Below are 24,148 nucleotides of genomic sequence, written 5' to 3' on the forward strand. Positions count from 1 at the left end.
ATTTTTTAAGTCGTCGACGGCGGGCGCGTCGGACTCGCTTACGGTCGGCCGCTTGTCGGCGTTCGTCTTACCGGTAGTCGCGGATGGATTCCGGGTTCGAGTCTCTCCCGGCAGGTGGGCTCAGCGCTGACCAGTCGGTTTCACCAGCAAGGGTTCGGCGCATCACATCATCCAAATACGCGTGAACATCCAAGTCATTGCGGATCGCGGTCCCGATGATCGTCATCAAGTTCGTCGCTCGTTCATGCGCCCAGCACGCTGCAAAGGTGATTCGCGAGTCGCTGCGAACATCGATCTTTGGAAAACCTGACCAGCAGTCGCCGATCAGCGTTCCTTCGCAATCCGCCAGCACATCATCCGGTCCGTCACGGTGACGACTGACCGTGAAGTCGAACGCGACCACTGGAAAGACGGGAGGCGTAGTAACCCCACATGTTTTGCTTGGCTTGCCAGAGGCGATCGCCTTTTCAAGCACCTCGCCGATTCGCTCAGCACGTGGATGATTCGACAAGCCGGGAATCGCCTGGGGCATGATCAGCACCACGCCAGTGTCATCACAGCCCACGCAAGCGTCTGTCTTGAGAGACGGCCGCAGGCGTTCAGCCAGTGGGCGTAGCGCGAACTCGACAGAGGTTTCGATATTCCCCAGCGTGCTGCGACTAGGCGTCCAGCCGCTGCCGGCGAACAGGTCTTGCTGGCGGTAAAACGGCAGGTGATAGAAGCGTTTCCAGGCAATGACTTCGGCACCGATCGAAGCAATCGCCAGCGACCAGTCCGGTAGGACGCTCGGGGCTGACAATGGACGGCTCATCGTCGACACGATTCTTTTCAACCGGCTGAACGTATTTGGCGTACTTATTGACGCGTACACGAAGCTCGGGCCGGATCCACTCGAGCGTTTCGATCTCGTCATAGCCGATCAGCTTCAAGCCCTCGCGTCGATCTTCGGGAAGGTCAACGATCCGCGGCAAGTGGTCAGGGAACTTGCGGTCGCTCTTGCGAGGCGGCTTCGGCTGAGAATCAGCTGGCACTTCGACACGAATGCGGATGCCACCGGGAAGTTCAATCGTCGCGATCACGTGATCGGCTGCGGGCGCGGGGCGATCCGGTGTGTCATGGAACGAGACGGGCACGAACTTGGCCACGGCGGAGGCTTTCGGATCTTGTGTCGCCCGCAGCTTGCGTTTCCAGTAGTAGAACGAAGGCTGCGAAACACCTTCGGCATCACAGAACTGAGCGACCGTCGTCTGAGCTTGTTCGAATCGTTGCAGACGCTCTGTCCAAAGCTTCGCGGTTTCGGCTCGATTCATGGGGTTCTCCATTGGGAAGCAAAGTAAACCCAGTAGTCTAGAACCCGCGTCTACAATGGTTCTGGTGAACGGCTACGATGATACTCAGGAGCTGGATGGGTATACGTCCTCAATGACCACTCGCTGGTGGTGGAAACAGATACGTCAGAGCAACCACCAGTTGAACAAGCACCGCTGCTCGTCCGTTCATTTGAAGACATTAAACTGATGGCGAGTCGATTGCTTTTTCCTTTTTGATCGCTTCGCCAACAATGTCTCCGATACGGGACAGGATTTTGCGGAGATTGCCACATTCCAATTGGTCCCTGGCTTCAATAGCTCTCCGGTGAATCTCCACCAACTCTCGAAGGGAAAACATAATCACCCTCGGGCTGGGCGTGATAAGCATGAGACGAAAATACAGTGTGGTCATCAGTAAACAAATGACTTTTCGCTGGCCAAGCGAAAGTTTTACTTTGATGGTTGCTTCTGACATTCGATTTCCAGAATATATATGCGATAGGTTGCTGAGACAAATAAAGCTCGACCGGGACAGCCAAATTACTTTGACTAGTCGCTATTCTACAACATAGAAAGTAATATGCCAATTCGTTACCAACACGGCAGAGCGTTTCTAGAGCAAACTTTCTCGTTAGTGCTGCTACGAGGCATGGTGTTGTTGTCTTTCTTTCGAGCCTTTCATCTGGTATCTGCTTTCCGGAGGATGTGCCAAGTCTCGTCGCAGGTGGCGCGAAGGATTTCTTTACTATCAAAAACTTGCCGTGCAACGGCTTGAATCATCTCGGTCGACTGCAGGAAGCGATGAAGGTTCTCTAGTACCAAGATGGAAGTGTTTTGCTCATCGACCATCGCACCCGCCGTATTGATCGCAGCGAGGAGATCGTTGACCGGTTCCTCGACCGTTTGAACACTGAGCTGCAATCTTGAGCCGATGTTCCAAGTTGCCAGACTCCAGCCACATTCGTGACAGAGTTGACCGATCTTGCGGACCGCTTCACCCTGTTCGTGCGACGTGATCCAGATGCTGGTGAAACACGCTCGGAAGCCTTGGTCGCCCATTACGCTGCTGACAACGCTCGTCGAGCGACACAAGCGGTTTTGGCAACATGGATGAAGTCGAGCGGATCGAACGTGACCTGGGTGAAACTGAGAGCACTAGGACGCTCGTCAGAGGCTGCGACGCGGTTGTCCATGCCGCTTTGCCGTCCTGGGGCCGGTTTTGGTGGAGACGACGGCGACATCATTAACTTCGTCCAGAAAAACGTCGTGGGCACACTGAAGCTGATTGGAGCCACACGCTCAGCGGGAGCCGGCCGTTTCATCGCGTTCGCGACGTGCGCCGTCCATGATCAAGTTCTTGACGATCGACCACTCGATGCAACTCATCCGCTGTGGGCCAAAAGTCGCTACGGTGCTCACAAAGCAGCCATCGAAAAGCTCGCTCATCGTTACGGGCTCGGACAGGGCAATCCGCTCAATCCCGATGGCTACCAGCACACCTTGAACCGGGCAGATACTTGCAGCCGAACGGTCTGAGTGGCAGTCTCTGATAGTCGCCACAACGAAACACTGCGACTGACTTGGATACGACTGTGCCGGGCCGCGTCGAAAAAGCTGACGTGCCGGACCAATGGAAAGGCTTCATCGAACTCAATGCGACCAGGTCGGCGGAATGTCCGTCTGCACACGAGTGAGCTTTGCTACCCAAGCAGGCGTCGCATGGCCGAGGCAACTCCGAGGGTGACTTCGGTCATGCGGGGGTAGTCGAGCGTGTCCGGAGTGTCGCTCGCTTGGTGATAGTTCGGGTTGCGCAGGTAGCTGGTGTCGGTAAGCATCAATGCTGGGTAGCCTTGGTCCCAGAACGAACTGTTGTCACTGAGCCGAATCTCGTTGATCTTTTCGGGCAGACAGATTGAGAACAAGGGCATCCGCCGTGTTCCTCGTTTGAAACCGCGGCGAAATTGCCAATTCAGCTTCCATGACGGCATGTTGCCAACTGCCGCGAGGAAGTCGCCGCGTTGGGGGAAGAAACGGTGCAACCATTTCGGGATCACTGGCGGGATGGCTTGCGAGCCTTTTGTTAGGCAGTAATAGCCGACCATTTCTAGGCACAGCATTCCGACGATGTTATCACCGCGGCGGCATGACTCGCGGGCGTGGTGTTGACTGCCCATCGCATCGACGTTGAAGTACGGTGGCTCTTCGCAGGCGAACGCGACATAGCGTGCGGTTCGCCGACCGGTGTGTTGGCGCAGGAGACGGCTGACTTCCAACATGACCGCCACTGCCGAAGCGTTGTCGTCGGCGCCGGGCGTTGAATAGACGGTGTCGTAGTGGGCTCCCAGCAACACGATCTCGCCGGACCGCTTGGTTCCGGGACGCTCGACGATCAGGTTGGTGGCTTCGTCACCGAGCGCATCGTAGTACTCACGTTCATTCGTATACCCCATCTCGGTCCACTGACCTTCAATGTAGCCAATGGTCGCTTGAATCGTCTTGGGCTTCTTCAACGTGCGTGGGCCGATCAGCCCCGCAAGTCGATCGACGTGCAGGCGGAGTTTTGCTTCGATTTCGTCACGGTCGACGATTTTTGATTCAGTGGGCATCAATATGGCGGAACAAGCCGGCGGAAACCGTGAAAGAGGACGACGAGAAGGAACAGCAGATTGCGAACGAGGACGCCGAGAGGATTGATGGAGGGAGCCTTCGTGACGGTGATCGGTTTCTCATCGATTGAGTCAGCCAACGATTCGCCGAGCGAACGCATCCATGCCACGCTGCGTGGCCATTCCCATAGGCCATCAATCCACTCTTCGGGAACACCCTCACCACCGACGCCAGTACCAACAATGCCGCCAACGATCGCGGCGGTCGTATCGGCATCGCCGCCGCAGCGGATGATCGTGGTGACGGCTTGGCGAAAGTCCTTCGGGTGCGAGAGCCAAGCATGGATCGCGACTGGAACGGTGTGATAGGTGTATCCGGTGACACCTTTGGCCAGCCCCATGGCTTGCGCAAAGTCGGGTGTGGTTTCTCCAGCCTGGATGCTCTGGACCGCTTTGCGAAGCAGATCGGTCAATTCGACTCCATCGTCACCGACTGCATCGACAACTTGATCGAGCCACAGGTTCGCATCAACGGTTTCGAGATCGCGAGAGTGCTTCGCTGCCAATGCCACGGCGATCGCTCCGTATGCCGCTTTCGGATCGCTGTGCGTCAGCCGCGAGGATGCTCGCACCATTTCAAGCATCGACGTCACATCGTCAATCGCCGCACCGAAAATGGCCGCTCGCATCGCTGGCCCGTTGCCTGCGGAGAAGACACCGGCATTTCGTGGCTTTGCGCCTTACCACAATTTCATCCCCGAACGAGCGGTCGCTTTGCCAACGCCCGCCGGCAGTGCCAAGATCCACCACCGTAACCGACTTGCGAAACGCTTGGTAAAGACGTCAACGTCGCCGCGAGCTTCAATCAGCGACTGGGCCACCATGCAAGTGTGTTCGGTGTCGTCGGAAATCATGCCGCGACCCAACAGGAATCGGTAGCGATCGGGCGGACCAAGCAATCGCGGTGCTCTTTGCGGTGAGACACCTTCGTAGGGCAGCCCCAACGCATCGCCCACCGCGGTTCCCAGGATGCATCCGGTAGTAGCTTCGCGTTTTGAGACTTTGTTCATGAATTCAGTGACATTAGACTCTCGATGGGCCGGCTAACCCGGTACCTGCATGCTGACCAGCAGCCTGAGCTGGTATTCAGTACTGTGTAAAGCGAATCGGGAGTCCTTTGAATGGCGAGATGCCGTGTTGCACCGGGTCATGCACGGGCATTGGAGCTTCGTGCGGAATGCCGGCAACGACTGGCCGCGAAACGGCCACCTCTTGATGAAAGAGCTGGAGAATGACTCGCGTGGCATATCGCTTCTCAATCTCACGAGCGGCTCCCAACGCAAAAGCGGGCAGACTGATGTTGCCTCGGTTCTCGATCTGAAACGCTAGTGGCGTTTCTCCGGACGGAGACTTCCTAAAATTCACACGTGAATACGAAAAGTTGGAAACGATCTTTCCGCTCTCGGTGAAGATGGTTGTTTGTTCAATCGCATCCGATTCGTTTCGTGGTACCGGTCCGTCATCAAAATGAATCACCACGGTTTCAAAAGCGATTGGAAAGGGGTTCAGGTTGCCAAGTTCGAGATTGAGAAACAGGGAATACGTCAGTTCGGAGGTCGGCTCCGTTCCCAGTCCCGGTGAAGTGAAGGGCGAATTGGGATCAGGATGGCTAACGCCAGAGCTGAACGGATCCGGGCTAGGTAGTTGCACGGTCGACGGATGCAAAAAACGCTGACCGGAGGCTTGGAGGACTTCCACAAAAATACTGGCGTGGGCATCGATCGGCCATGGCGGATCGGGGCGTTTGCGAGGTTCTGGGGATTTGTTAATCGCGATCATCGGTCTTCCTGGTCATTTCCACTGGGTGTGTGCCTGATTCAATGATAGATCAGTCAGTGCGTCGGGCCAACCAGATCGTTCCATCCACGGTCTGGCGACGGTTCTCGAACAAAGCACCCGCTAGAAGAGAGTAGCCCGTTGTTCCCTTCACGACCAGAGTCTCGTAGCTACTACGCGATAGACTCGACAGCATCGTCGCTGTTGCTGCGTTACTCGGCACGCAGTCCGCAGTGCAAAGGCAAAGGCAAAGGCAAAGTTCAACGCGACAGCTATCCGCAAGTCAGGCGGCCAGTCCAACCAGCAAGTTGGCTTTTTCATCACGTGACCAGCGGATGGACCGCAAATCGATACGCATGACGGAATCCAGGAATCGATCCGTCACTGTTCGGCAGTCCGGGGCACGTCCGTCTCGGCAGGCGGTCGCCTGCAACCGGCGGTTTAAAATCCGGATTTTACCCCGCGATTCGATCTGCCTGGCGGCGAAGAAGGGAGCATCCCCACGGTGCGTTGTTCATGAGCACCGAGAGGCAGCACGGCGGAACTCGTAAACGAGAACCACAAAAAGCAACAGCAAGCCGCGTCCAATGTTCAAGATGGATTGCGCATGCAGGAACAATGTTCCGATATCTAAACCGGTGGGCCTCGTCGCTACGTCTGTTAAAATCATACGACGGTTCCCTTAACCCGAGTCTGAGTTCGATCTACGCGGCGTCCATCTATTGCCGTTGGCGATGAGGGCTAGTTTTATGAACGGGCGTTTGGGATATCGGAGTGGCTTGGTCGCACCGCGGCGTTCGTTCTCTTCTTCGATCAGTCGCGTGGCTCGGTGGGCGTAAGCGACTGTCAGCAACTTGATGCGGGCAAACTTGTCGGGCTGTTTCGCACAGATTGGCCCGTGCTCGCCCACGGGGAAGCGGTGTCGCTTTAGTTTGAGTCGCGTCGTCTCGAGCTTGGCGAAAAACGTGAGGGCGGAGGCTGTGGGTAAGTTGCCGTTGGGGCAGGGTCGCGTCTGGGCCGCCATCGACAGCAATTTGCCATCAGGCATGATTTTTTGCGGTGGCAACCACGACGACGACTGCGAGGTTGCTACGGCCAAGCAGAAGCAACGAGAACCGCTGAGGATCGCACTTGCACTGCAGCAACCTCGTTGCGTTGTGCTACCGAACAGGAAGAGTCGATCTCCGAACGCTCTCAACGATTGGTACAGTGTGGAAGGTCGGCTACCACAGTTCCGCGCCAACGTGAATCAAAATTGTGAACTGTAGCGACCGTGGCTCAGCGGCGGCTGCGGCTGGCGATATCTGGTGGTTTGAACTGTCGATTAGCTTAACGGGGCGTATCCTTGCAGCAAATATGTCGCCGCGTGCCGCTGCTAACTGCTGAACCACGGTGACAAATTGATCACCGCTTTACGAAGATCGTCGGGGCTGGTTGTGGTTTTGCTGGCGAGGACTTCGAGGAGGTCTTCCTGGTTGGGTTGGCCGAGAGCTAGGCGGTAAAGCAGGCGTTGCTCTTTCATCCAGTGGAGCCAGTGGTTTTGCTCGCTGGTGGGAACCTCGAAGATGAATCGCTCGATGTTGCCGCCGGCGCAGACCCACCACGGTGCAAGGCCGGATTCGTCGCTCAGTTGTTCGTCGGCTTGCTTTGCGATGTTGGACCAGGGGCTTTGATGTAGGCCGGAGGTTTGGATTGGTGGGTCGGTGACGTTGGCGACGATGGCTCGTCGTATGGCGGAACCGCCGAAGCGTTGGATGCGGCCTTCTCTCTGCTCAAGGTCCGCGGGGTTGCGACAGAGATCCCAGTGAACCAAGCGATCGCACCAGGCGTGGAAGTCGAGGCCTTCTTGGCCGACGGATGTGGTTGCCAGGACATATGGCCAGAACGGCGTGTTGAAAGCGCGACGTAGGTCGTCGGTTCGCAATGGCTTGTCGGTTTTGTCGCCCCTGCCGTCTGATGATGCGCTGCGTTGCTGAGTGAACGGTAACGCGGCATGACATCGAAGCTGGAATGTGGCGTCGCGATCACCTTCGATGGGATGCAGGTTGAAACTGCCACTGCGGACGGTCATGCCCTCTCGTAATTCGGTAGCGAGCTCAGCTCCGTCAATGTTTCTTAGCTTCGATGTGATCCACAGGTGCTCGTCGAGCACGGCTTCGAGGTTTCCGTCTAAAACGGCTTGTTTGACCGCATCGGGATAGTCCTCGTTTTTGCGGCTGAGCGATTGAACGAACCATCGCTGGTCCAAATAGGTTCGCAAACCACGCCACGAGGCGTTCAAGGTATCAGCGAAGCCTTTCTGCGTGACAGCGTCGGGCCAATGGCGACGCAACGCTCGTCCGACGATCACACCCGGCGAGCTGAGCGCGTGGTCGACGAGGCCATCGAAAAGCGTGCGGGGGATTTCGCTCAGCGGTTCTTCACCGGCCGCGTCCCAATCGGTAATCAACTTGCCGAGGCCCGCGTCGTCGGAGTCCGCTTTCGAAGTGACGCTTTGCATTTGCAGCCACGCGTTGATGGTCCACCAGGAATGATCGGACAGATAATCGAGCTGAGCGAGCAGTTTCCAAAGTGGTCGGGAACGTGACTTTCGCGTCACGGTCACGCCCAAATCCTTCAAGGCGTCTTTCAGTTGTCGACGCACCGACCGCCTTGCCTCGCCGATGGCTGACACCGGTTCGGCAATGGGATCGGTGTTTTCGACCAGAAACGGTGAGGGGTGAAAAAGACCAAGGGTTGCGTGCCGTTTCGGTCCGGCGGTGAAGGCGCGTTGTTTGTTGGCATCGGCGTATGACTTGCTGTCTTTGGCGATCGTGGATGCTTCGACGCCGTAACTGAGCATCGAAGCAATGGCTTGGGGTACTGCTTGGAATCGACTGAACACGAGAGCCTTCCGCGGTCGCGTGTTCTTCCCTTCTGTCCATCGCCCCGCCAGCGGCCACCACGACCGCGACGGTGCCAACCACGGCGTCGCCAATTCGTCGGCGGTGATCATTTCCTCGAGTGCACGCATCCGTGGATGCGGCCAGTCGGCGGGGAGCTTGAAGCGATCTCGCATTTCTTCGGTGAAATGAAACGCACCGCGGCGAGTCGCCGAAGTCGCTTCTCGCCACGTCAGATAATGCCGCCCCATTGTTTGCATCGGAAGCGGGATCGACGTCCAGTAGTCGACCGCCGACGAGCGATGTTTGCTGGCGAAGCTATCGCTCAAGTGGCTGAACAATCGCAAGTCGTCGCTTTGAATGGGCGCGGCGACTGGCACGGTGGTGAAGTCGGTCCAGCCATCGGGGTGTGAAGCGCGTTCGGTGCGGGCCATGACGGGACGCAGCAAACGTTCGACATCTGTGCGAGCTTGGCTGGCCCGATCCGATGTCGTTTCACCCTTGCGCAGTTCACTTTCCAAAACCTGAAACGCATCCTCACATTCCGATCGCTTCTTCTTGGCCTGGCGTTGGTTGCCGTACAAGAACTCGATCAATTCAAAGAACTGGCTGCGATGCGATGTGCCGGACTCTTCTTCCCACCGCCGCGAGAACAACTGATAAGGCGTCGCCGACAACATCAGCAATGCGGGCGGAACGTTAACGTCATCCCCGCGAAGCTGGCCGATCACTCGCCGTTCGGTCTCCGGCAAATCGGGCTTCAACAGATCTCGAAAGCGTTGAAACTCATCGAAGATCACCAAATCGGGGCAGATCCGTTCGACCGTGCTCGCCGCCAACGCATTTCGCATGTGGGCGATCAAGGCGAGTGCGGGATTGGCATCGTCGATCTCGCGCAGACGTGGAATCAACTTCTGTCGCGGCAGCAGTCCAAACTCTTTGCGGACCGACGCGAGGAACGCCTGTTGAAGACGGTGATTCGACGCCGCATCACGTTGTTGCTCGACGGCCAAGTCCCAATAGGTGTGCGCCCCTTGCTGAAAGACGTCGTGCCCCCAAGCTTCCTCGTCGAACAAGCCAGGCCACAAGTTCTCGACCAACGCATGAACCAACGCACGTTCTTCCTTGCGACCATCCCGACGCCGATTCTTCCGCATCGGCACGGACGTGTCCGGCGTGAGAGAATAAAGATGCAGCCGAGGGTGTGTTGGCTCGTCGACATCGGTGATCAAAGCCAGTCGATCGATCCGACAGCACGCTCGGTCGCGTTCTTCCTTCGGCAGAACTTTTAAAAGGCTCGATTGATTCTGACCTCGGATTGCTAAGTTGCTGCAAACGTAGACGACCTTCAGCGGTCGATTCAGCTTGTCCATCAGCCCTCGAATCACCTCGCGAGCGACGATTGTTTTTCCAAGCCCAACCTCGTCAGCGACCAAGAAACGCCGGCACGCACGCTTGCTGCCAAACGATTTTAACACCGCCTTGACCGTCGCCTGCTGAAACGGCTTGGCGTCAGATTGAGCAGAGCCGGCGGTCATAGCTTCGCCACCAGTTCGGCGCGTACGATCGACCAGACTTTCTCGAAATCAGCAACGATCGCTTTTTCATCGTCCGTGATTTCAGAATCGTTGCGCTGCCGATAAAGATTCAGGTAATAGCTCACCTTGCGATCCACCTCCGACAAACTGGACGGATCGCGTCCCCACGCTTTCAGGATTTCCTCCAGCGTTGGCGACCACCATGCCGGCCCCTGCGACCGCGCATACGCCGCAACCTTAGCCGTGCCATCCCAACGGCCTCCGCCGTCACCGGGAGTCGCACCGGCCAGCAGACCACGCACGGATTGGAAGAATGTTTTTGGATCCAAGTATCTTGCCAATGCTTGTTCGTCACGCTCAATACCGGGAGGCGGATCAAGAGGGCATCGCTGAAGCCAAGCCGTTTGCAGATCGCCCAACGACAATCGGCACGCGATCAATTCAGTCGCATCGCCAGGTGTAATTCTTGGCAATGACAATTGTGTTTCACCACGCGTCCAGACGACCCATGGCCCGCTGATAGGAGCAACCTCCAGTTGAATGTCGCCCTGCATTGGATTTGGGTCAGCATCGGCGCTGAGCACAGGAACATCGGTTTGAATCGCTTGGGTCACGCTCCATGACGCGGCCACTTCCGACCTCGCTTGATCCAAACGTTCTTGACTCTCATCAGTCTCCGGCGGCTCGTTCAGTTGGGATGCCTGGACAGTGGTCGCCGACTGTCGCACGAACGCCCACACGCCAGCTAGCACTCCGGGCGTGATTGCGGCACGAGCAATCACCTCGGCGTTCGGACCCGACCAGCCGCGCAAGGTCGCATTGGCACTGCCGGTCCACATCGTCGTTCCCAAGGCATGCTCTGCAATGATGATCTTGGCATGCAGGCCACGAGGCTCCGGCTCTTCGTCTTCGGATTCACCGGTCTCGTCGGCCTCGTAGGGGGACGCCGCGTCATCAAGATCCGGAGACGCCATCATCAACAGGTCTTGAAAACCGTTGAGTGGCTCTTGCGCTTGGCTCGCCAACTTCAACAGCTCTATCTTGCTGGAAAGCAGCATCCTTTCCGTTTCGTTTGTTCCCCATTTGGACAATGTCTTGATCGTTGTTCCATCGAGAAACGGACTGATCACCAATAGCCGATTTAATCCCGCCGGCGGCTGCGGCAAACTTCTGGTGCCCCCGTCGTCATGCAACCGGATCGACTCCACATCGCAACCGTTCGGACAACGCCAATGAACATCGCCTAACTCGTCAGCGATGAACTTTGGTGACACGCCTTTAAGTTCGGCTCGTAACGCCAGCGATTTCGCCAGTTCAATCAAACCGTCGATTGGTCGATCGCCCGCGGGCCCGTTCGATGAGTCAGCGAGACGTCCGACCAGCGTCAGTCCAACATCCCACGACATGTCCCGTGTCAAGTTGCGGCTGCCGATCCATAGCCGCCACTCAACATCGTCGCTCAAATCGGACTGCGTCTTCACCAGTGCGATCTTGGGATGCCACGACAGATCCTTTTCATCGAACGAGACGGTGCGGATGAACTGATCGAGCAGCCCCAGGATCTTGGGAGCCTTCCGAGGCGAGATCAAACGCCCCGATTGAGCGACCAGTCGGAACTTGCCACCGAGCCGCTCGATCGCATTGGCGAAGTCAACCTTGCTTCCACTCCCTCGATCGTCATCCAAGCCAGCCAACGCCATCATCGCTGCCACGACCGCGATCATGTCCGCGGAATAGCTAGCCAGCAACGCGTACTCAACATGCCAACCCAAGTTCGGTCGCAATGCATCCAAATACGATGCACCAGGCCATTGCTTACTCGCCGTTTCACGATCACTCATCGTCGTCACCGTGATCCTCAGCAAACAGGTCTCTTAAGAAACCGCGAGCGATACTCCATCGGTAATGCAGCGGCTGGGCCGCGGGGTGTTCCTCCGCAGACCACTCCAGTCGTTTTTCGCGTGCAAGCAACGTCCGAGGCAAACGAGCACGCGTGCCCTTCCTCTTCACTTCCGCATCGCAATAGATCTGGAACAAGTCCGAAAGATCTTGTTCACCGCGACGAAGCCACGCCTGCGTCCGATCGAGCACCTCCAAAATCCGAACGTCGATCTTTTCCGCATCCAGCCGAACGTCCTCCACCTTCAATCGCAACGCATCACTGCCGTACTTCTCAATCAAGAACTCCATCGCGTCACGATTCTTCGTTGCCGTCTCGACGCCATCATCGACGGCTCGCGTCTGTTCCACCAACGCGGCATACACACCGCGACCGATCGCCGACATCGCGGCCACCTGTTGCGAACGCTCCAGAGCCGCTCGGTCCGCGTCATCGGCGACACTCCGCACGTCGTCGGACCACATCTCCGATTTGGGGTCCAAGACGACGTTAGCCTCCACCAATAGCGACAGCAATGAACGCTCTGCCGAGTCAGGTCGCCGAACCGCCATTAACAGGTTGGTCAGAAACTTCCGTTCCCGGCCGAGTAAACGGAAATCGAGCGGCTCGGAAGTCTTCCCCCAAGCCTTTGGCGGTTTCGGCAACGAAGCAAACAGCGGCGCATCCTCTTGCATCAACTGCTTGTCATCGTCCTTCAACGACAACTGCGATGACGTCCGACCCAACCGCCGATGCACGACGCTGCGTGACGGGTACGAGCCATCCGCTAGTGGTCGCAGCACCCGCCAATTGCCCAGCACGGACCAATACACCAGACAAGGCGGCTGAGTCGTCGTCTTCGGAAAGTTCTCTTTCCCGATGATTCCATTCTCGCCCGACTTGCGAAGCTGATCGACAAGATCAATCTCGGCTCGGCCAACCGCCTCAGGAACCCGTTCGCGAATCCCCGCTTCCGTCAACGATTGATAGATCCACGGCACAAACAGCACGTACCGTAACCGAGTATGCAGCACAGACGTTCCCGGAAAGAAGCGATCCGCATACGCCTGGTGTAAACCCAAGAACCCGATCTCGTCACGAACGCCCTGCACGTCCGTGCGAAGCTGCGTCTCCGCCCGCCGCAAAGCATCGCGAGACAACAACGTCCATCCAAGACTCGGTTCCAAAACAAGTGCCTCAATCGAGTGTTAATTTGCTAGCCCTGCGACAAACGATCAAAAGCGACCGCTGCCCTTAATTGCTGCGGAACAGCTATTCCTGCTCGTGCTCATACTTGTCGAAAGCTGATTTCCAAATCGTTCTCAACTCCGAGACCACGACCAAGGGTTGAACTCGATGACCGTTAACGGTGGATTGTGCCTTTCTAGTAGCTCGACGACCAAATTCTTGACCGATGTCTTCCCGGATCCCCAGACTCCAAGAAGCCCAATGACAAGGCCAGTTTTATCTCGCCAGTCACGAATAACGTTGGCCAATGAAATGCAAAATCGCCCACGACCCAACACATCATCGTCAAGTTGATGGATAGGAGTATCGCCGTCGGTGAAATCTTGATGCTGAAAATTCCTGTTGTCATTCATCGTTTCGTTGCTCGCGTGTGCTATGCAGCTATTCCTACTTTTGGTTTTCGAGACGCTGTTGGCGGCGGGGAAGTTCTGCCGGTCAACAGACTTGCTGAACTGAAAAACCGATCGCTACTTCGCCGCATCCAACGCCAACTCCACTGCATCCAGCGACTTTCGGTCTAGCTTCGCCAACTTCCGGAACAATTCTGGGCGTTGCTGAATTCTTTTGCGAATTGCCGCCGGCACCTTGTCGGCCAGGAGCAGCAACTCATCCTCGTCGGCCTTTAGTTCGTCCGCCAAGCGGTGAATGAATTTCTCCGACGGGTAGTCGCCGAAGTGCAGCTTTCCGTTCTCCACTTTGCTGATGTAGGAGACGCTGACATTCATGCGATCTGCAAGATGTTGCTGCGTTAAATCATGCTGAAAACGCAGCTGTCTGACTCTTTCCCCGAACTGCATCGCATCGCTCGCTATCGAGTGGTTCCTTTGTGCCCCTGATTGTGGCACGCACGCCGGAAGCCTAAGCTGTCGTCACTTCTGGGTCAATATGCGGTGAGGGAGGATACTTCGGTGAGCGAAGCAAACACAACGTTAACATCAGTCCTTTCGTCGGCTCCGCTTGCCGCCGAGATTGATTCGCTGCTGACCGCCCAACTGATCGTTGCATGGGCTGGTGAGTCCGGATCCAGCGATGATCCGACAACGAAGCGATTGGCGTGGTGGCGTACGGACTTGGTTGGCGATGCCGCTGAATATGAGTTGCAGGAGCTGCTGCCCAATACGTGGCGATGGGTCCAGTTTCAATCTGTTCGAGAAGCCGCACGATTGCACGATGCTTCCGTCCGTGCCAAGGATCACGATCCTGACCGTTTGTTAACGCTCTTCTCTTTGGGATTCGTAATCGACGAGAAGGTCGAGGACCGGCTGCGGCAGTTGAAGCTGGCGGGCACGGATCCTTGCGAAGCGTTGCCTGTGTTGGGTGCGATCGTTTCGGGTGGATGGAGTCGTGACTCTTTCGCGGCTTGGGCTGGTGAATCCGGTAGGGAGTCGTTCACCGATGTTCCTGCGGGCCGCCGACTGAAGGGCAAGCCACCTCAGAAACTCGGCGAGTTGACCAGTCGTCTGGTCGCGGGGCTGTCTCCAATCGCTGACAGCTATCCGATGCCGCACTTCAGGAGAGATACGTAGAGATGCAGTACAAGGAGGAAACGCATCCGCATACACGCATGATGAAATGCACCCTCGAAATCGATCCATCGCGTTCGTACTGGCATCTGTGTGCGTCCGCAGACGGTCCCGTGTCGAAAGAGCAGGCTTTCGAGGCGTCCGCTTTTGGCTCAAAGACGCTCCTGAGAGTCGAGCGTTTGATCGCAGACATGCGGCACCGATACGATGCGTATCCCTTCGCCTTGGAAGTGCTTGGGAAATGGCGTCCGATGGAGCTGAGTGACCGATCGCTCATTTGCCATTGGCACACCCAGCTTGCTGACCCCATCTACAGAAAATTCACCGGCGAGTATCTGGTCGAACGGTACTATGCTCCCGCCGGCAATGTAGACAACGACATGGTCAGCCGCTGGATCGAACTGACCGTTCCCGATCGTTGGCAAATCCCCACACGCAACAAGATCGCGAGCAAGATGCTGACCTGCGCCCTCTCCGCAGGGATCATCGGATCTAACCGCAATCCACGTCCAATTCAGTTCCCTCTGGTCAGCGACCTTGCACTCACCTATCTCATGTACCTGTTGCGCGAGATCCAATACGAGGGAACCGCAGTGTGCAATCCGTACTTGGCATCGGTCGGACTGGATAAGGATGAAGCGATCCGTCGGCTCCGTGGAATCCGAGAGCTAGGTTTTTCTCGGCAAGGCGATCTGATTCACTTCGATTGGCCACACGATTCGGTGAAGCAATGGGCGCAGAGTGCCGGTCTGTTCAGTGGTTCAAGTGCTGAGACGGTGACGACATGAGCATGCCGCTATTCGAGCAATCGTCGCTTTCGGATGTGATCGCCGATCTGAAGAGTGATCTGATCCAGGCAGACGGACCACGCATCAGCACAATGCGCAACTATCGCTTTGCCATCGTTTGCTACGACCCCGCTGATGAATTCAAGTTGCGTCGAGAAGTCGTCAGGCTCAACGACGACCTACGCGAGCACGGTTGGTACGTCCTGAGCATCAACCTGCAAAAGCTGTTGCATGATCGGATCGCGGCGCAGGGTGAGGATTGGTCCGAAGCCATGATCCGAATGGAGAGGGCGTTGCAGAAAGTGGATCCTGAACGCGGGCTGCAATACCTCAAGGATCAGATCGGTCCATTGATCGAAGGCCCCGAGGGCATCGCGGCGGACTGCAGTCGGATCATTGATGCGTTCATCGCCGAGAACCCCGACAAAAAAGATCGCACGGTAGCCATGATCGGACGCGCCGGGGGCCTGTATCCGTTCTACCGTTCGTCGGCGTTGCTCAAGCACCTCGACGGCCGTACGCAAAACATCCCCGTTGTCTTGCTGTACCCCGGCGAGCGAAATGGACCCACCGGGCTTTCGTTCATGGGCGTGTTAAACGCTGACAGTGACTATCGACCTCGCATTTATTCCTAGCCGAGCAACATGAAGATCAAAGAGCTATTCGCCGAGGATGTCACTCGCAGCATTCCGCCGGTTGTCTATTTTCACCAGCAGGATCCCGAGCATCTCGCGTCAGAAGTCCGTGAATACATCATCACAGGTGGATGGAACGAAGATCACCCCAACTATAAGCGGGTGCCCGATGGTATCCATGAACAATACGTAAAGCTGCTACGTGGCATCGCTCGTGAGCTTGATAAGCCAGGTGGGCCGGACCTGCCCAACGCATGGATCTCCGGATTCTACGGGTCCGGCAAGTCAAGTTTTGCCAAGTTGCTTGGTCTGGCACTTGACGGCAAGACCCTGCCGGATGGAACGTCGCTATCGAAAGCCTGGCTCGATAGGAACAGGTCTCAGCGAGAGGTGGGTTCACATGAAATGACAGAGGCATGGGCTGATTTGATCGCGAAGATCAATCCGATTTCCGTTGTCTTCGATGTCGGTGCCAAAGCCCGCGACAACGAACACGTTCACGCCGTCGCCATTCGCCAGCTTCAAGAGCGACTCGGCTACGCGACCAAAGATCCGATCGTCGCCGACTTCGAGCTCAAGCTGGAACGCGACGGCCTCTACGATCAATTCCAGGAAATCGCCGAGGCCCAACTCGGCAAGCCATGGTCCGCGGTCAAAGACACCTCGATGGTCGACCAATCGTTCTCGCTGGTCATGCACCACCTCGATAAACAAAAACACATCGACCCGCTTTCCTGGTCGATGGCTTACGCCGGCAAAGCCCCTCCCGGACGTTCGGCCGAAGAAGCCACCGCGGACATCGGCGATATGCTCCGGTTTCGTGCCGCTGACGCGACGCTGTTCTTCGTCATCGACGAAGTGTCCCAGTACAGTCAGTTCAACAAAGACCGAGCCGACAAATTGCGTGCGTTTGCGACGTCACTCGGATCGACGCTGCGCGGTAAGGTTTGGATGCTCGCACTCGGCCAACAAAAGATTGACGAAGAATCCGATGAATCAGTCTTGGCTTGGGCCCGCGCTCGCTTCCCGCCACAATTGCAAGTCCACCTCTCCGCCACCAACATCCGCGACGTCGTTCACCGCCGTTTGTTGCAAAAGAAGACCGAGCACATCGCGATGCTCAAATCCTCGTTCGACGAGCATCGGCCCGAGCTAAAACTGTTCGCCTACGGATGCAGCGAAGTCACCGCCGACGAATTCGTCGACATCTACCCGATGTTACCGGGGCAAATCGACCTCGTTCTCCGAATCACCTCCGCACTGCGAACGCGATCGAACCGGGCTCCCGGCGACGACCACGCCATCCGTGGCTTGTTGCAATTGCTCGGCGACCTATTCAGCGACCTAAAATTGGCCGAAGCCGAATTCGGCAAAGTCGTCAGCCTGGACCAGATCTACGAGATCCAAAAGACCGCTCTCGATTCCGACACGCAATCGAGCATGTCGCGGATCATGAACAAGTGCGTCGAGATCAAAGCCGATCTCGCACTGCGTGCCGCCAAAGCGGTCGCACTCCTAGAACTGATCCAAGAATCCGAACCGACCACACCCGAATTGGTCGCGAAGTGTCTCTACGACCAACTCGGCGTCGGCGATCAGGTGTCCGATGTCAAAGCAGCCCTCGAGCTACTTCGCAGCGAAGGCTTGCTCGGCTATTCCGACAAGCTCGGGTACAAAATCCAATCGTCCGCCGGTGAAGAATGGGATCGCGAACGACGCGACGGCGGTGCGAGCGTCGACAAGATTGGCGACTACGTGTTGATCGCCCTCAAAGAACTGCTGGCGACCATCGAGAAACCCAAACTCAACGAGCGCCCCTTTCCCGTCTCAGGTCTGTTCAACAACGCTCGTCTGCATGACGACAGCAAAATTTTCAACCCCAACGATCCGACCGGCGTCACGATCGACTTCCGCTATCTGCCCAATGAAGACCGCGGCGAATCCGACTGGATCCGTCAAAGTGATGAGGCGGCGCTGAAGAATCGTTTGGTTTGGGTCTGTGGCGATAACGAGAAGCTTCGCGACGAAATCCGCGAACTCGCTCGCAGCGAAGCGATGGTCAAGAAGTACAAACCGCGACGCGAAAACCTGAGCGTCCAAAAACGCACCTGTTTGAACGAAGAAGAAATCAAGCTCGAAGACGGCACCCGCAAAGTCAAAGAAGCCGTCGCGGAGTGCTTTCGTGCCGGCACGTTCTATTTCCGTGGCGACAAGTACGAGGCACGTTCCCAAGGCGAAGCGTTCTCGACGGCCGCCAATCACTGTGCCACCCGAATCATTAAAGATCTATTCGGGATGTTCGATGGCACCATCGTCAGTCCCGCCGAGGTGGAGCAGCTGCTGCAACCCGACCTCGTCGGAGTCTCGGCCAAGTTCATGCGAGACGAACTTGGAATCTTGGATCTCGATGGTTCACGCTACGAAGCCACTTGCACCGGTGTGGTGCCGGTCCGCATTCAGGAAAAGATCACACGTGACAACGGAGTCAGCGGCAGTCTGCTGTTGTCCGACTTCGGCGGCGCGCCGTTCGGTTACCGACCGGAACTGATCAAGGCGTGCGTTGCCGGCCTGATTCGCGGATCAAAAGTCAAAGCCCAGTTGAGCGACGGTGGAGCGGAGATCAATTCGTGGCGTGACGTGGGCATGCAAGAACTGTTCACCTCTGCTCAAGCTTTCCGCCGCGCCGACTTCTTCCCCGCCGACGACGGCGACATCAATCCAGGACAACTGAACAAGATTCGCAAATTCTTTAGCGACGAATTCGACCTCAAACTCGGGCGTGACATCGGCGAGATCGCCGACGCGGTCGAGACGCATTTTCACCCGCTCAATCGCAAGCTTTCCGAAGTCGTCGGTGATCTGAAAAAACTTTCCGTCGTCGTTCCGATTCCACCCGAGTTTGAAACACTGCAGCGGGCCATCGAAAAGTGCCTCGCGAAGGTGCGTCATGCCAAGCCCACTGTCCAACAACTACTCAAGAACCTGGACACGCTCCGCGAAGGCATTCGTAAGGTCAACGTGTACCGGTCAGAACTGCAAGAGACGTCGATAGGCATGATCAACGACGCGGGCGAGGTCATGCGTTATCGGTTTGCTCAACTCGAAGACCTCGGCCCGGTCGATGCCGACGTGGCCGAATCCGCCGAGCGAATCCAAACGCATCTCAAAACGGACCGTCCGTGGTTGGAAGCGGGCGAGTTGGACAGGGATGTCGAAGTGCTCCGAGAAGCGTACAAGGCTCAGCGTCGCGAGTTGCTCGGTGCCCAGGAAGTCGCCTCCGACGTGGCACGCGGGCGAGTTAAGAAACGCCCCGGCTTCAGCACATTGTCGTCCGATCACTCGGCGATCGTGTTGCGAGAGTTCGATTCCGCAGTCACGACCACCGACGAAGACGCCGTGTCGCCCAAGTTGATCGACCTTCGAGATTCCTTCCAAGCTCGGTTGCAGCGATGCGAAGTCGCCGCCAATCGCAAGCTCGATGAAATTCTTAGCGAGTCCAGCGACAAGATCCTACGTCCCGTCATGCTGAACTACTCCAACCGCGTCATCAATGACGAGACCGATGTCGACAAGTTGCTCGCGGAGATTCGCAAGGAACTGATGGAACAACTGGACGCTGGCGTCAAAGTAAGGATTGTTTGAGAAATATCACCATGACGATGACACCTGAGGCCAAAGGCCAACTCTCTAAAACAATTCGTGCTCTTCGGACGCGACTGCTGGAAGACTTCCAGTCCGCCAACGATTCGACGTACAAATACTCGATCCGCCGCATCGGCGAAGCTCGACTCAGCGAAGCCAATGCGACTCGGCGTCGACGCATCGAAGCCTGGACGGCCGAGCAAGTTCGTGGCGAGGCGGGTAAGAAGAACAAACGCGTCGCCGAGGACTTTCGCCGCGACTTGGAGAAGCAAGCTGCCTACACGTTCCTGAACCGATTACTGATTCTGCGGCTGATGGAAGCCGGTGGGCTGCACAAAGGCGATCTGGTCACCAAGGGTTGGCAGAGCGACGTTTTCGGCCAGTTGCGATACTTCTCGGGCGAGATTGTCGAGAACGATGACACCGAGGGCTTTGGGTTCTGGTTGCGGATGGTCTTTGACGATCTGGCGATCGACATGCCCGGTTTGTACGGCGACGCTGGCATGTCGGAGTACATCCCCGTCCGCACACAAACGTTGCGTGCCATTGTCGAAGCATTCGCGGATCCCGAATTGCACTCGTGCTGGACCGATGACATGACGCTCGGCTGGGTCTACCAGTACTGGAACGATCCCGAGCGAGAGAAGCTGGATAAGAAGATCAACGATGGCGGCAAAATTGAACCGCATGAGATCGCCAGCAAGACGCAGATGTTCACCGAGAGATACATGGTCGATTGGCTGTTGCAAAACAGCCTCGGTCCGATGTGGTTGGCGATGTGCCAAAAGCACGACTGGACTCCGCTAGCCGAATCGACCGGCACGCTCGAAACGCTAGAGCAGCGGCGAGTCGAGTGGCGAGCCAAGCGGGATGCTGGCGAGGTCGAATTGACCGACCTGATGCCGCTGGAAACCGAACTTGAACATCGCTGGGCATACTACGTGCCGCAGCCCATTCCGGATGACGCCGTCGAGCACGCGCCTGAATCAGTCCGCGAGTTGAAGATATTGGATCCCGCTGTTGGTTCGGGGCACTTTCTAATCGTCGCGTTCGACTTGCTGCATGCGTTGTACGAGGAAGAGGCGAGGCATCGCGATGAATCAGGCGACGACAACTGGTCACCACAAACGATCATCGAATCCATTCTCGAAAACAACTTGCACGGCGTCGACCTCGACCCCCGCGCGGTGCAGATCGCGGCGGCGGCGTTGTGGATCAAGGCTAAGTTGCGATGTACGGAGGCTCATCCGTCGCGTTTGAATTTAGTTGCGTCCAACCTGGGCATCGCACGATTACCCGACAATGACCCGGTGCTCGTCGAATTACGCGACTCCGTTGAAAAAGAGACGGGTATCCCGGCGGAGCTGACCAATCAGATCATCGAAGCCCTTCGCGGTGCTGATCACTTGGGTAGCTTACTGAAGATCGACAAAGCAATAGACGAAGCGATCGAGAAGTACCAAGTCGACATCGGATGGGAAGGAAATGCTCTGCAGCTGAAGATGTTCCCGGATGGACGCATCGAACAGCAAAACCTGCCGTTCCCAAAGGAGCGTGCGACAAAGAACCTGCTCGTAGCGATCGAGACGTTCTTGGGTAAGCACTCAGGTGCAGACGAACTCGGCTTACGTTTGCACGGCGAGCAATTGGCCGCCGGCGTACGGTTCATGCGAATTGTTAAAGAGGCGCAATACGATCTTGTTGTTGCCAATCCGCCATATCAGGGGGCGAGCAAAATTCAAGACGCGTCTTACATCGAACGACATTACGCTGAGGGAAAGGCTGACCTGTTTGCCGCATTTCTGCTTCGGGGTGCCCAGATGGCGAGACGAAATGGAACCATCGGCATGCTGACTCTGCGAAATTGGATGTTCATTGATCAGTATCTTGACTTGAGGGCAGGATTGATTGCAAGAACGGATCTTCGCGCAATTGGTGATTTTGAAACAGGTGCATTCGAGGAAGTGAGTGGCGTCGTTGTTAGCGTGTCAGTAAGCGTCTTCCGAAATAGCAAGCCAAACGATTGCTCGACAGTGGCCCTGAAACTGCACGATGACTCTTCTTCGAGGGGAAGTTCCAACAGGACTTCACGTAAACGTGCGGCGACAATTTGCCATGCTGATTGCTACACGTTTGCGTTACCCTCGCTATCAGTGATCATTGGTCATCCAATTATCTATTGGTGGGACGAAGAGTTCTTACGCAGTTATTCTGCGTTGCGGACAATTGGTGACGAAAGTCCTGTTCGTGAAGGCATGTCAACTTCAAACAACTCTAGATTCGTCGTCAAGCCGTGGGAAGTTAAAGGCGTCGTGGCGATAAGGTTTCCAGAGGAATTGCCTCGTCAATTCTCTGGAGGCTGGCTTCCAACTGTGATGGGGGCTAAGGACGCGCTTTGGATAGAGCCGCTAAAGGACGTAGTGCGTTGGCATTCCACAGGCTTGCAAATGAAAGTTCTTCATGAAGACAAATATGGGAGTGTTTCTCGCCGCATCCAGAGCCAAGGCTTGTATTACAAGCAAGGTGTCGCCTATACGGCAATCGGGCACAACTTTTCCGCTCGTGCACACAGGTACCTAAGTATCTTTGGGTCTACTGGTTCATCAGTGTTTCCGGAAGATATTGCGGGTGTTACATGCACATTGAACGCGAAAGCTTCCGCGGAAATCGCCTCTGCACTAAACCCGACTATTCATTACACGCAACGGGATGTTGAACGAATTCCGATCGTAAATAGCGGCACTTTTGAACGAGTTTTCCAAACTGTGATATCACAGTTTGATTTGAATGAATGTTCGAGGGAAACATCGGTCGAATTCCGGCGTCCATCACCGTCATCCTGGTCATCCGTTATCGAATGGGCCGAAAACGTAGTCGACGAACTTGAAGATAACCTCAGTCCTTCGTTCAGCGAGACACGGCCGCTTCCAACCGATCAGCTAAGTTTCGCGGTTGGCACCGCATTGGGGCGTTTTGGTGCCAATGGCGATGGAATACTTGATCCTACATGCGATTCGTTGGAGCGCGCATTGCCCAGTGGCATCCTGTTTCTCGATGGATCGCTCAATGAAGGCGACGACCAGGACAGCATGGGACATCCGGCTTCAGCTCCGCTGCATGCTGCCTGGGCGGAGTACGGACCGCAACTGAACACGCGTAGGAACCTGCGTCAGTGGTTGATGCTCGATTTCTTCAAGAGTGTGCACAATGGGATGTACGAGAAACGGCCCATCCACTGGCCGATCTCGTCAAAGAACAAGACCTTCGTTGCCTTCATCAACATCCATCGCTGGAACTCCAACACGCTGCGGGCGTTGCTGGCCGATCACTTGCGGACCGGAGCGTTGCCGCGACTCGATGGTGAACTGGAAGACTTGCGAGCTAATCGCGGCGACAAGGATACCGACGCTCGCTTCGCAAAGGTGAAGGCGTGGAGAGAAGAGCTAGATGAGTTCATCATCATGGTGAACCAATGCAGCGAGAAAGGTCCGCCACCCACCGACGAAGCCTGCCCGAAACGTGAAGTCGACGCTCGCTACGATCCCGACCTGGATGACGGCGTGATGATCAATAGCGCCGCCCTATGGCCGCTGCTCGAACCACAATGGAAAGATCCCAAGAAGTGGTGGAAGCAACTCGCTCTTGCCAATCCGAAAGGCAACAAGGATTACGACTGGTCGCATTTGGCGATGCGATACTGGCCGACCCGAGTCGACGAGAAATGCCAAGCGGATCCATCCCTGGGTGTCGCTCACGGTTGCTTCTGGAAATACCATCCCGCGCGAGCCTGGGCATGGGAACTGCGTCTGCAAGATGAGATCGCCCCCGACTTCCGCATCGAAGAGCAGCCGTATCCGTCTCAATCCAGCCCTCTCTTCGAGTTGAGAGACAAGCAATCCGACGGCGGCGACGCTGAACACCGAGCCGCCTACCTCCGCGACGAACCGCTCGAAGCCATCGCGGCGATCGAGAAAGAAGTCCACCGCCGCCGCAAAGACGCCGAGGGCAAGATCCTCCGCGAGCTAACAATCCTAGAACCCGGCCTCTGGTCCGCCGAATCCGAAGCCTGCTGGGACATGGAAACCCGAATCATCAAGAAACAAGAATTTGGCTTCCGGCTAATTGCCCCCGACGAAGAAGCCGCCCGTGCCAAGCTGCTGAAGGAGACGCCTCAGAAAGCGACCGGACGCAACAAGCTACTGCAAAATCGCGGCGGTGACTCGGGCTACTTGGTCGGATGGCAGGAGGCGGTGGAGTAGCC

The 24,148-nt window shown here is 56.5% G+C and carries 19 protein-coding genes and 1 pseudogene; 7 read left to right on the forward strand and 13 right to left on the reverse strand.

Features of this window, described 5'->3' with window-relative positions:
* Positions 1-67 precede the first annotated feature (67 nt).
* The 4 genes from SH410x_RS29095 to SH410x_RS29110 all read right to left on the reverse strand — a co-directional run bounded on the left by SH410x_RS29095 (position 68) and on the right by SH410x_RS29110 (position 2,402).
* Entirely contained in the window at positions 68-766 is a 699-nt protein-coding gene (locus SH410x_RS29095; protein WP_473677434.1) for an IS66 family transposase, read from the reverse strand.
* On the reverse strand, positions 660-1,310 hold the full coding sequence (gene tnpA / locus SH410x_RS29100; protein ID WP_473673203.1) for an IS66 family insertion sequence element accessory protein TnpA: 651 nt from the start codon (positions 1,308-1,310) through the stop codon (positions 660-662). The genes SH410x_RS29095 and tnpA overlap by 107 nt, the downstream gene beginning before the upstream one ends.
* Positions 1,311-1,509: 199 nt before the next feature.
* Positions 1,510-1,785, reverse strand: a complete 276-nt coding sequence (locus tag SH410x_RS29105; RefSeq protein WP_473673205.1) for a hypothetical protein — start codon at positions 1,783-1,785, stop codon at positions 1,510-1,512.
* 203 nt (positions 1,786-1,988) lie between these two features.
* A complete protein-coding gene (locus SH410x_RS29110; RefSeq protein WP_473673207.1) occupies positions 1,989-2,402 on the reverse strand; it encodes a hypothetical protein in 414 nt (137 codons plus the stop codon).
* A 99-nt stretch (positions 2,403-2,501) separates the two neighbouring features.
* Between SH410x_RS29110 and SH410x_RS29115 the strand changes: the two genes are divergently transcribed.
* The gene (locus SH410x_RS29115) at positions 2,502-2,846 is read left to right on the forward strand and encodes an NAD-dependent epimerase/dehydratase family protein (RefSeq protein ID WP_473673209.1); all 345 of its coding nucleotides are present in this window, start codon (positions 2,502-2,504) and stop codon (positions 2,844-2,846) included.
* A 164-nt stretch (positions 2,847-3,010) separates the two neighbouring features.
* Here SH410x_RS29115 and SH410x_RS29120 read toward each other — a convergent pair whose 3' ends face one another.
* The 3 genes and pseudogenes from SH410x_RS29120 to SH410x_RS29130 all read right to left on the reverse strand — a co-directional run bounded on the left by SH410x_RS29120 (position 3,011) and on the right by SH410x_RS29130 (position 5,755).
* Positions 3,011-3,916, reverse strand: a complete 906-nt coding sequence (locus tag SH410x_RS29120) for a M28 family peptidase (protein WP_473673210.1) — start codon at positions 3,914-3,916, stop codon at positions 3,011-3,013.
* Positions 3,916-4,986, reverse strand: a pseudogene (locus SH410x_RS29125) (ADP-ribosylglycohydrolase family protein). Before SH410x_RS29125 ends, SH410x_RS29120 begins: the two are co-directional and overlap by 1 nt.
* 76 nt (positions 4,987-5,062) lie before the next feature.
* Positions 5,063-5,755, reverse strand: a complete 693-nt coding sequence (locus tag SH410x_RS29130) for a hypothetical protein (protein WP_473673212.1) — start codon at positions 5,753-5,755, stop codon at positions 5,063-5,065.
* A gap of 138 nt (positions 5,756-5,893) precedes the next feature.
* On the opposite strand from SH410x_RS29130, the gene SH410x_RS29135 reads away from it, so the two are divergent.
* Positions 5,894-6,112, forward strand: coding sequence for a hypothetical protein (locus tag SH410x_RS29135; protein WP_473673214.1), 219 nt, complete (start codon positions 5,894-5,896; stop codon positions 6,110-6,112).
* Between the two features lie 322 nt (positions 6,113-6,434).
* On the opposite strand, the gene SH410x_RS29140 is transcribed toward SH410x_RS29135, so the two are convergent.
* The 6 genes from SH410x_RS29140 to SH410x_RS29165 form a co-directional block, all read right to left on the reverse strand.
* The gene (locus SH410x_RS29140) at positions 6,435-6,800 is read right to left on the reverse strand and encodes a hypothetical protein (protein ID WP_473673216.1); all 366 of its coding nucleotides are present in this window, start codon (positions 6,798-6,800) and stop codon (positions 6,435-6,437) included.
* A gap of 327 nt (positions 6,801-7,127) precedes the next feature.
* Complete coding sequence (locus tag SH410x_RS29145) at positions 7,128-10,172, reverse strand: helicase-related protein (RefSeq protein ID WP_473673219.1); 3,045 nt, start codon at positions 10,170-10,172, stop codon at positions 7,128-7,130.
* A complete protein-coding gene (locus SH410x_RS29150; RefSeq protein WP_473673221.1) occupies positions 10,169-12,013 on the reverse strand; it encodes a phospholipase D family protein in 1,845 nt (614 codons plus the stop codon). Before SH410x_RS29150 ends, SH410x_RS29145 begins: the two co-directional genes overlap by 4 nt.
* A complete protein-coding gene (locus tag SH410x_RS29155; RefSeq protein WP_473673223.1) occupies positions 12,006-13,238 on the reverse strand; it encodes a DUF6361 family protein in 1,233 nt (410 codons plus the stop codon). The genes SH410x_RS29150 and SH410x_RS29155 overlap by 8 nt, the downstream gene beginning before the upstream one ends.
* Positions 13,239-13,373: 135 nt before the next feature.
* A complete protein-coding gene (locus SH410x_RS29160; protein ID WP_473673225.1) occupies positions 13,374-13,652 on the reverse strand; it encodes a P-loop NTPase fold protein in 279 nt (92 codons plus the stop codon).
* Between the two features lie 114 nt (positions 13,653-13,766).
* Positions 13,767-14,096, reverse strand: a complete 330-nt coding sequence (locus SH410x_RS29165) for a helix-turn-helix domain-containing protein (RefSeq protein WP_473673227.1) — start codon at positions 14,094-14,096, stop codon at positions 13,767-13,769.
* A gap of 111 nt (positions 14,097-14,207) precedes the next feature.
* Here SH410x_RS29165 and brxE point away from each other — a divergent pair, with 111 nt between their 5' ends.
* From brxE to pglX, 5 genes are read left to right on the forward strand one after another with little or no spacing between them, the layout of a single operon-like run.
* A complete protein-coding gene (brxE, locus tag SH410x_RS29170; protein ID WP_473673229.1) occupies positions 14,208-14,825 on the forward strand; it encodes a BREX-6 system BrxE protein in 618 nt (205 codons plus the stop codon).
* A gap of 41 nt (positions 14,826-14,866) precedes the next feature.
* A complete protein-coding gene (locus tag SH410x_RS29175) occupies positions 14,867-15,610 on the forward strand; it encodes a hypothetical protein (RefSeq protein WP_473673232.1) in 744 nt (247 codons plus the stop codon).
* Positions 15,607-16,245, forward strand: coding sequence for a BREX protein BrxB domain-containing protein (locus SH410x_RS29180; RefSeq protein ID WP_473673235.1), 639 nt, complete (start codon positions 15,607-15,609; stop codon positions 16,243-16,245). Before SH410x_RS29175 ends, SH410x_RS29180 begins: the two co-directional genes overlap by 4 nt.
* A 9-nt stretch (positions 16,246-16,254) precedes the next feature.
* Complete coding sequence (gene brxC / locus SH410x_RS29185; protein WP_473673237.1) at positions 16,255-19,887, forward strand: BREX system P-loop protein BrxC; 3,633 nt, start codon at positions 16,255-16,257, stop codon at positions 19,885-19,887.
* A gap of 11 nt (positions 19,888-19,898) precedes the next feature.
* Positions 19,899-24,146 (forward strand): BREX-6 system adenine-specific DNA-methyltransferase PglX, encoded by a 4,248-nt coding sequence (gene pglX, locus SH410x_RS29190; RefSeq protein WP_473673239.1) that lies wholly within the window; start codon positions 19,899-19,901, stop codon positions 24,144-24,146.
* Positions 24,147-24,148 lie beyond the last annotated feature (2 nt).

It is taken from the genome of Rhodopirellula sp. SH410 (genome assembly GCF_055811895.1).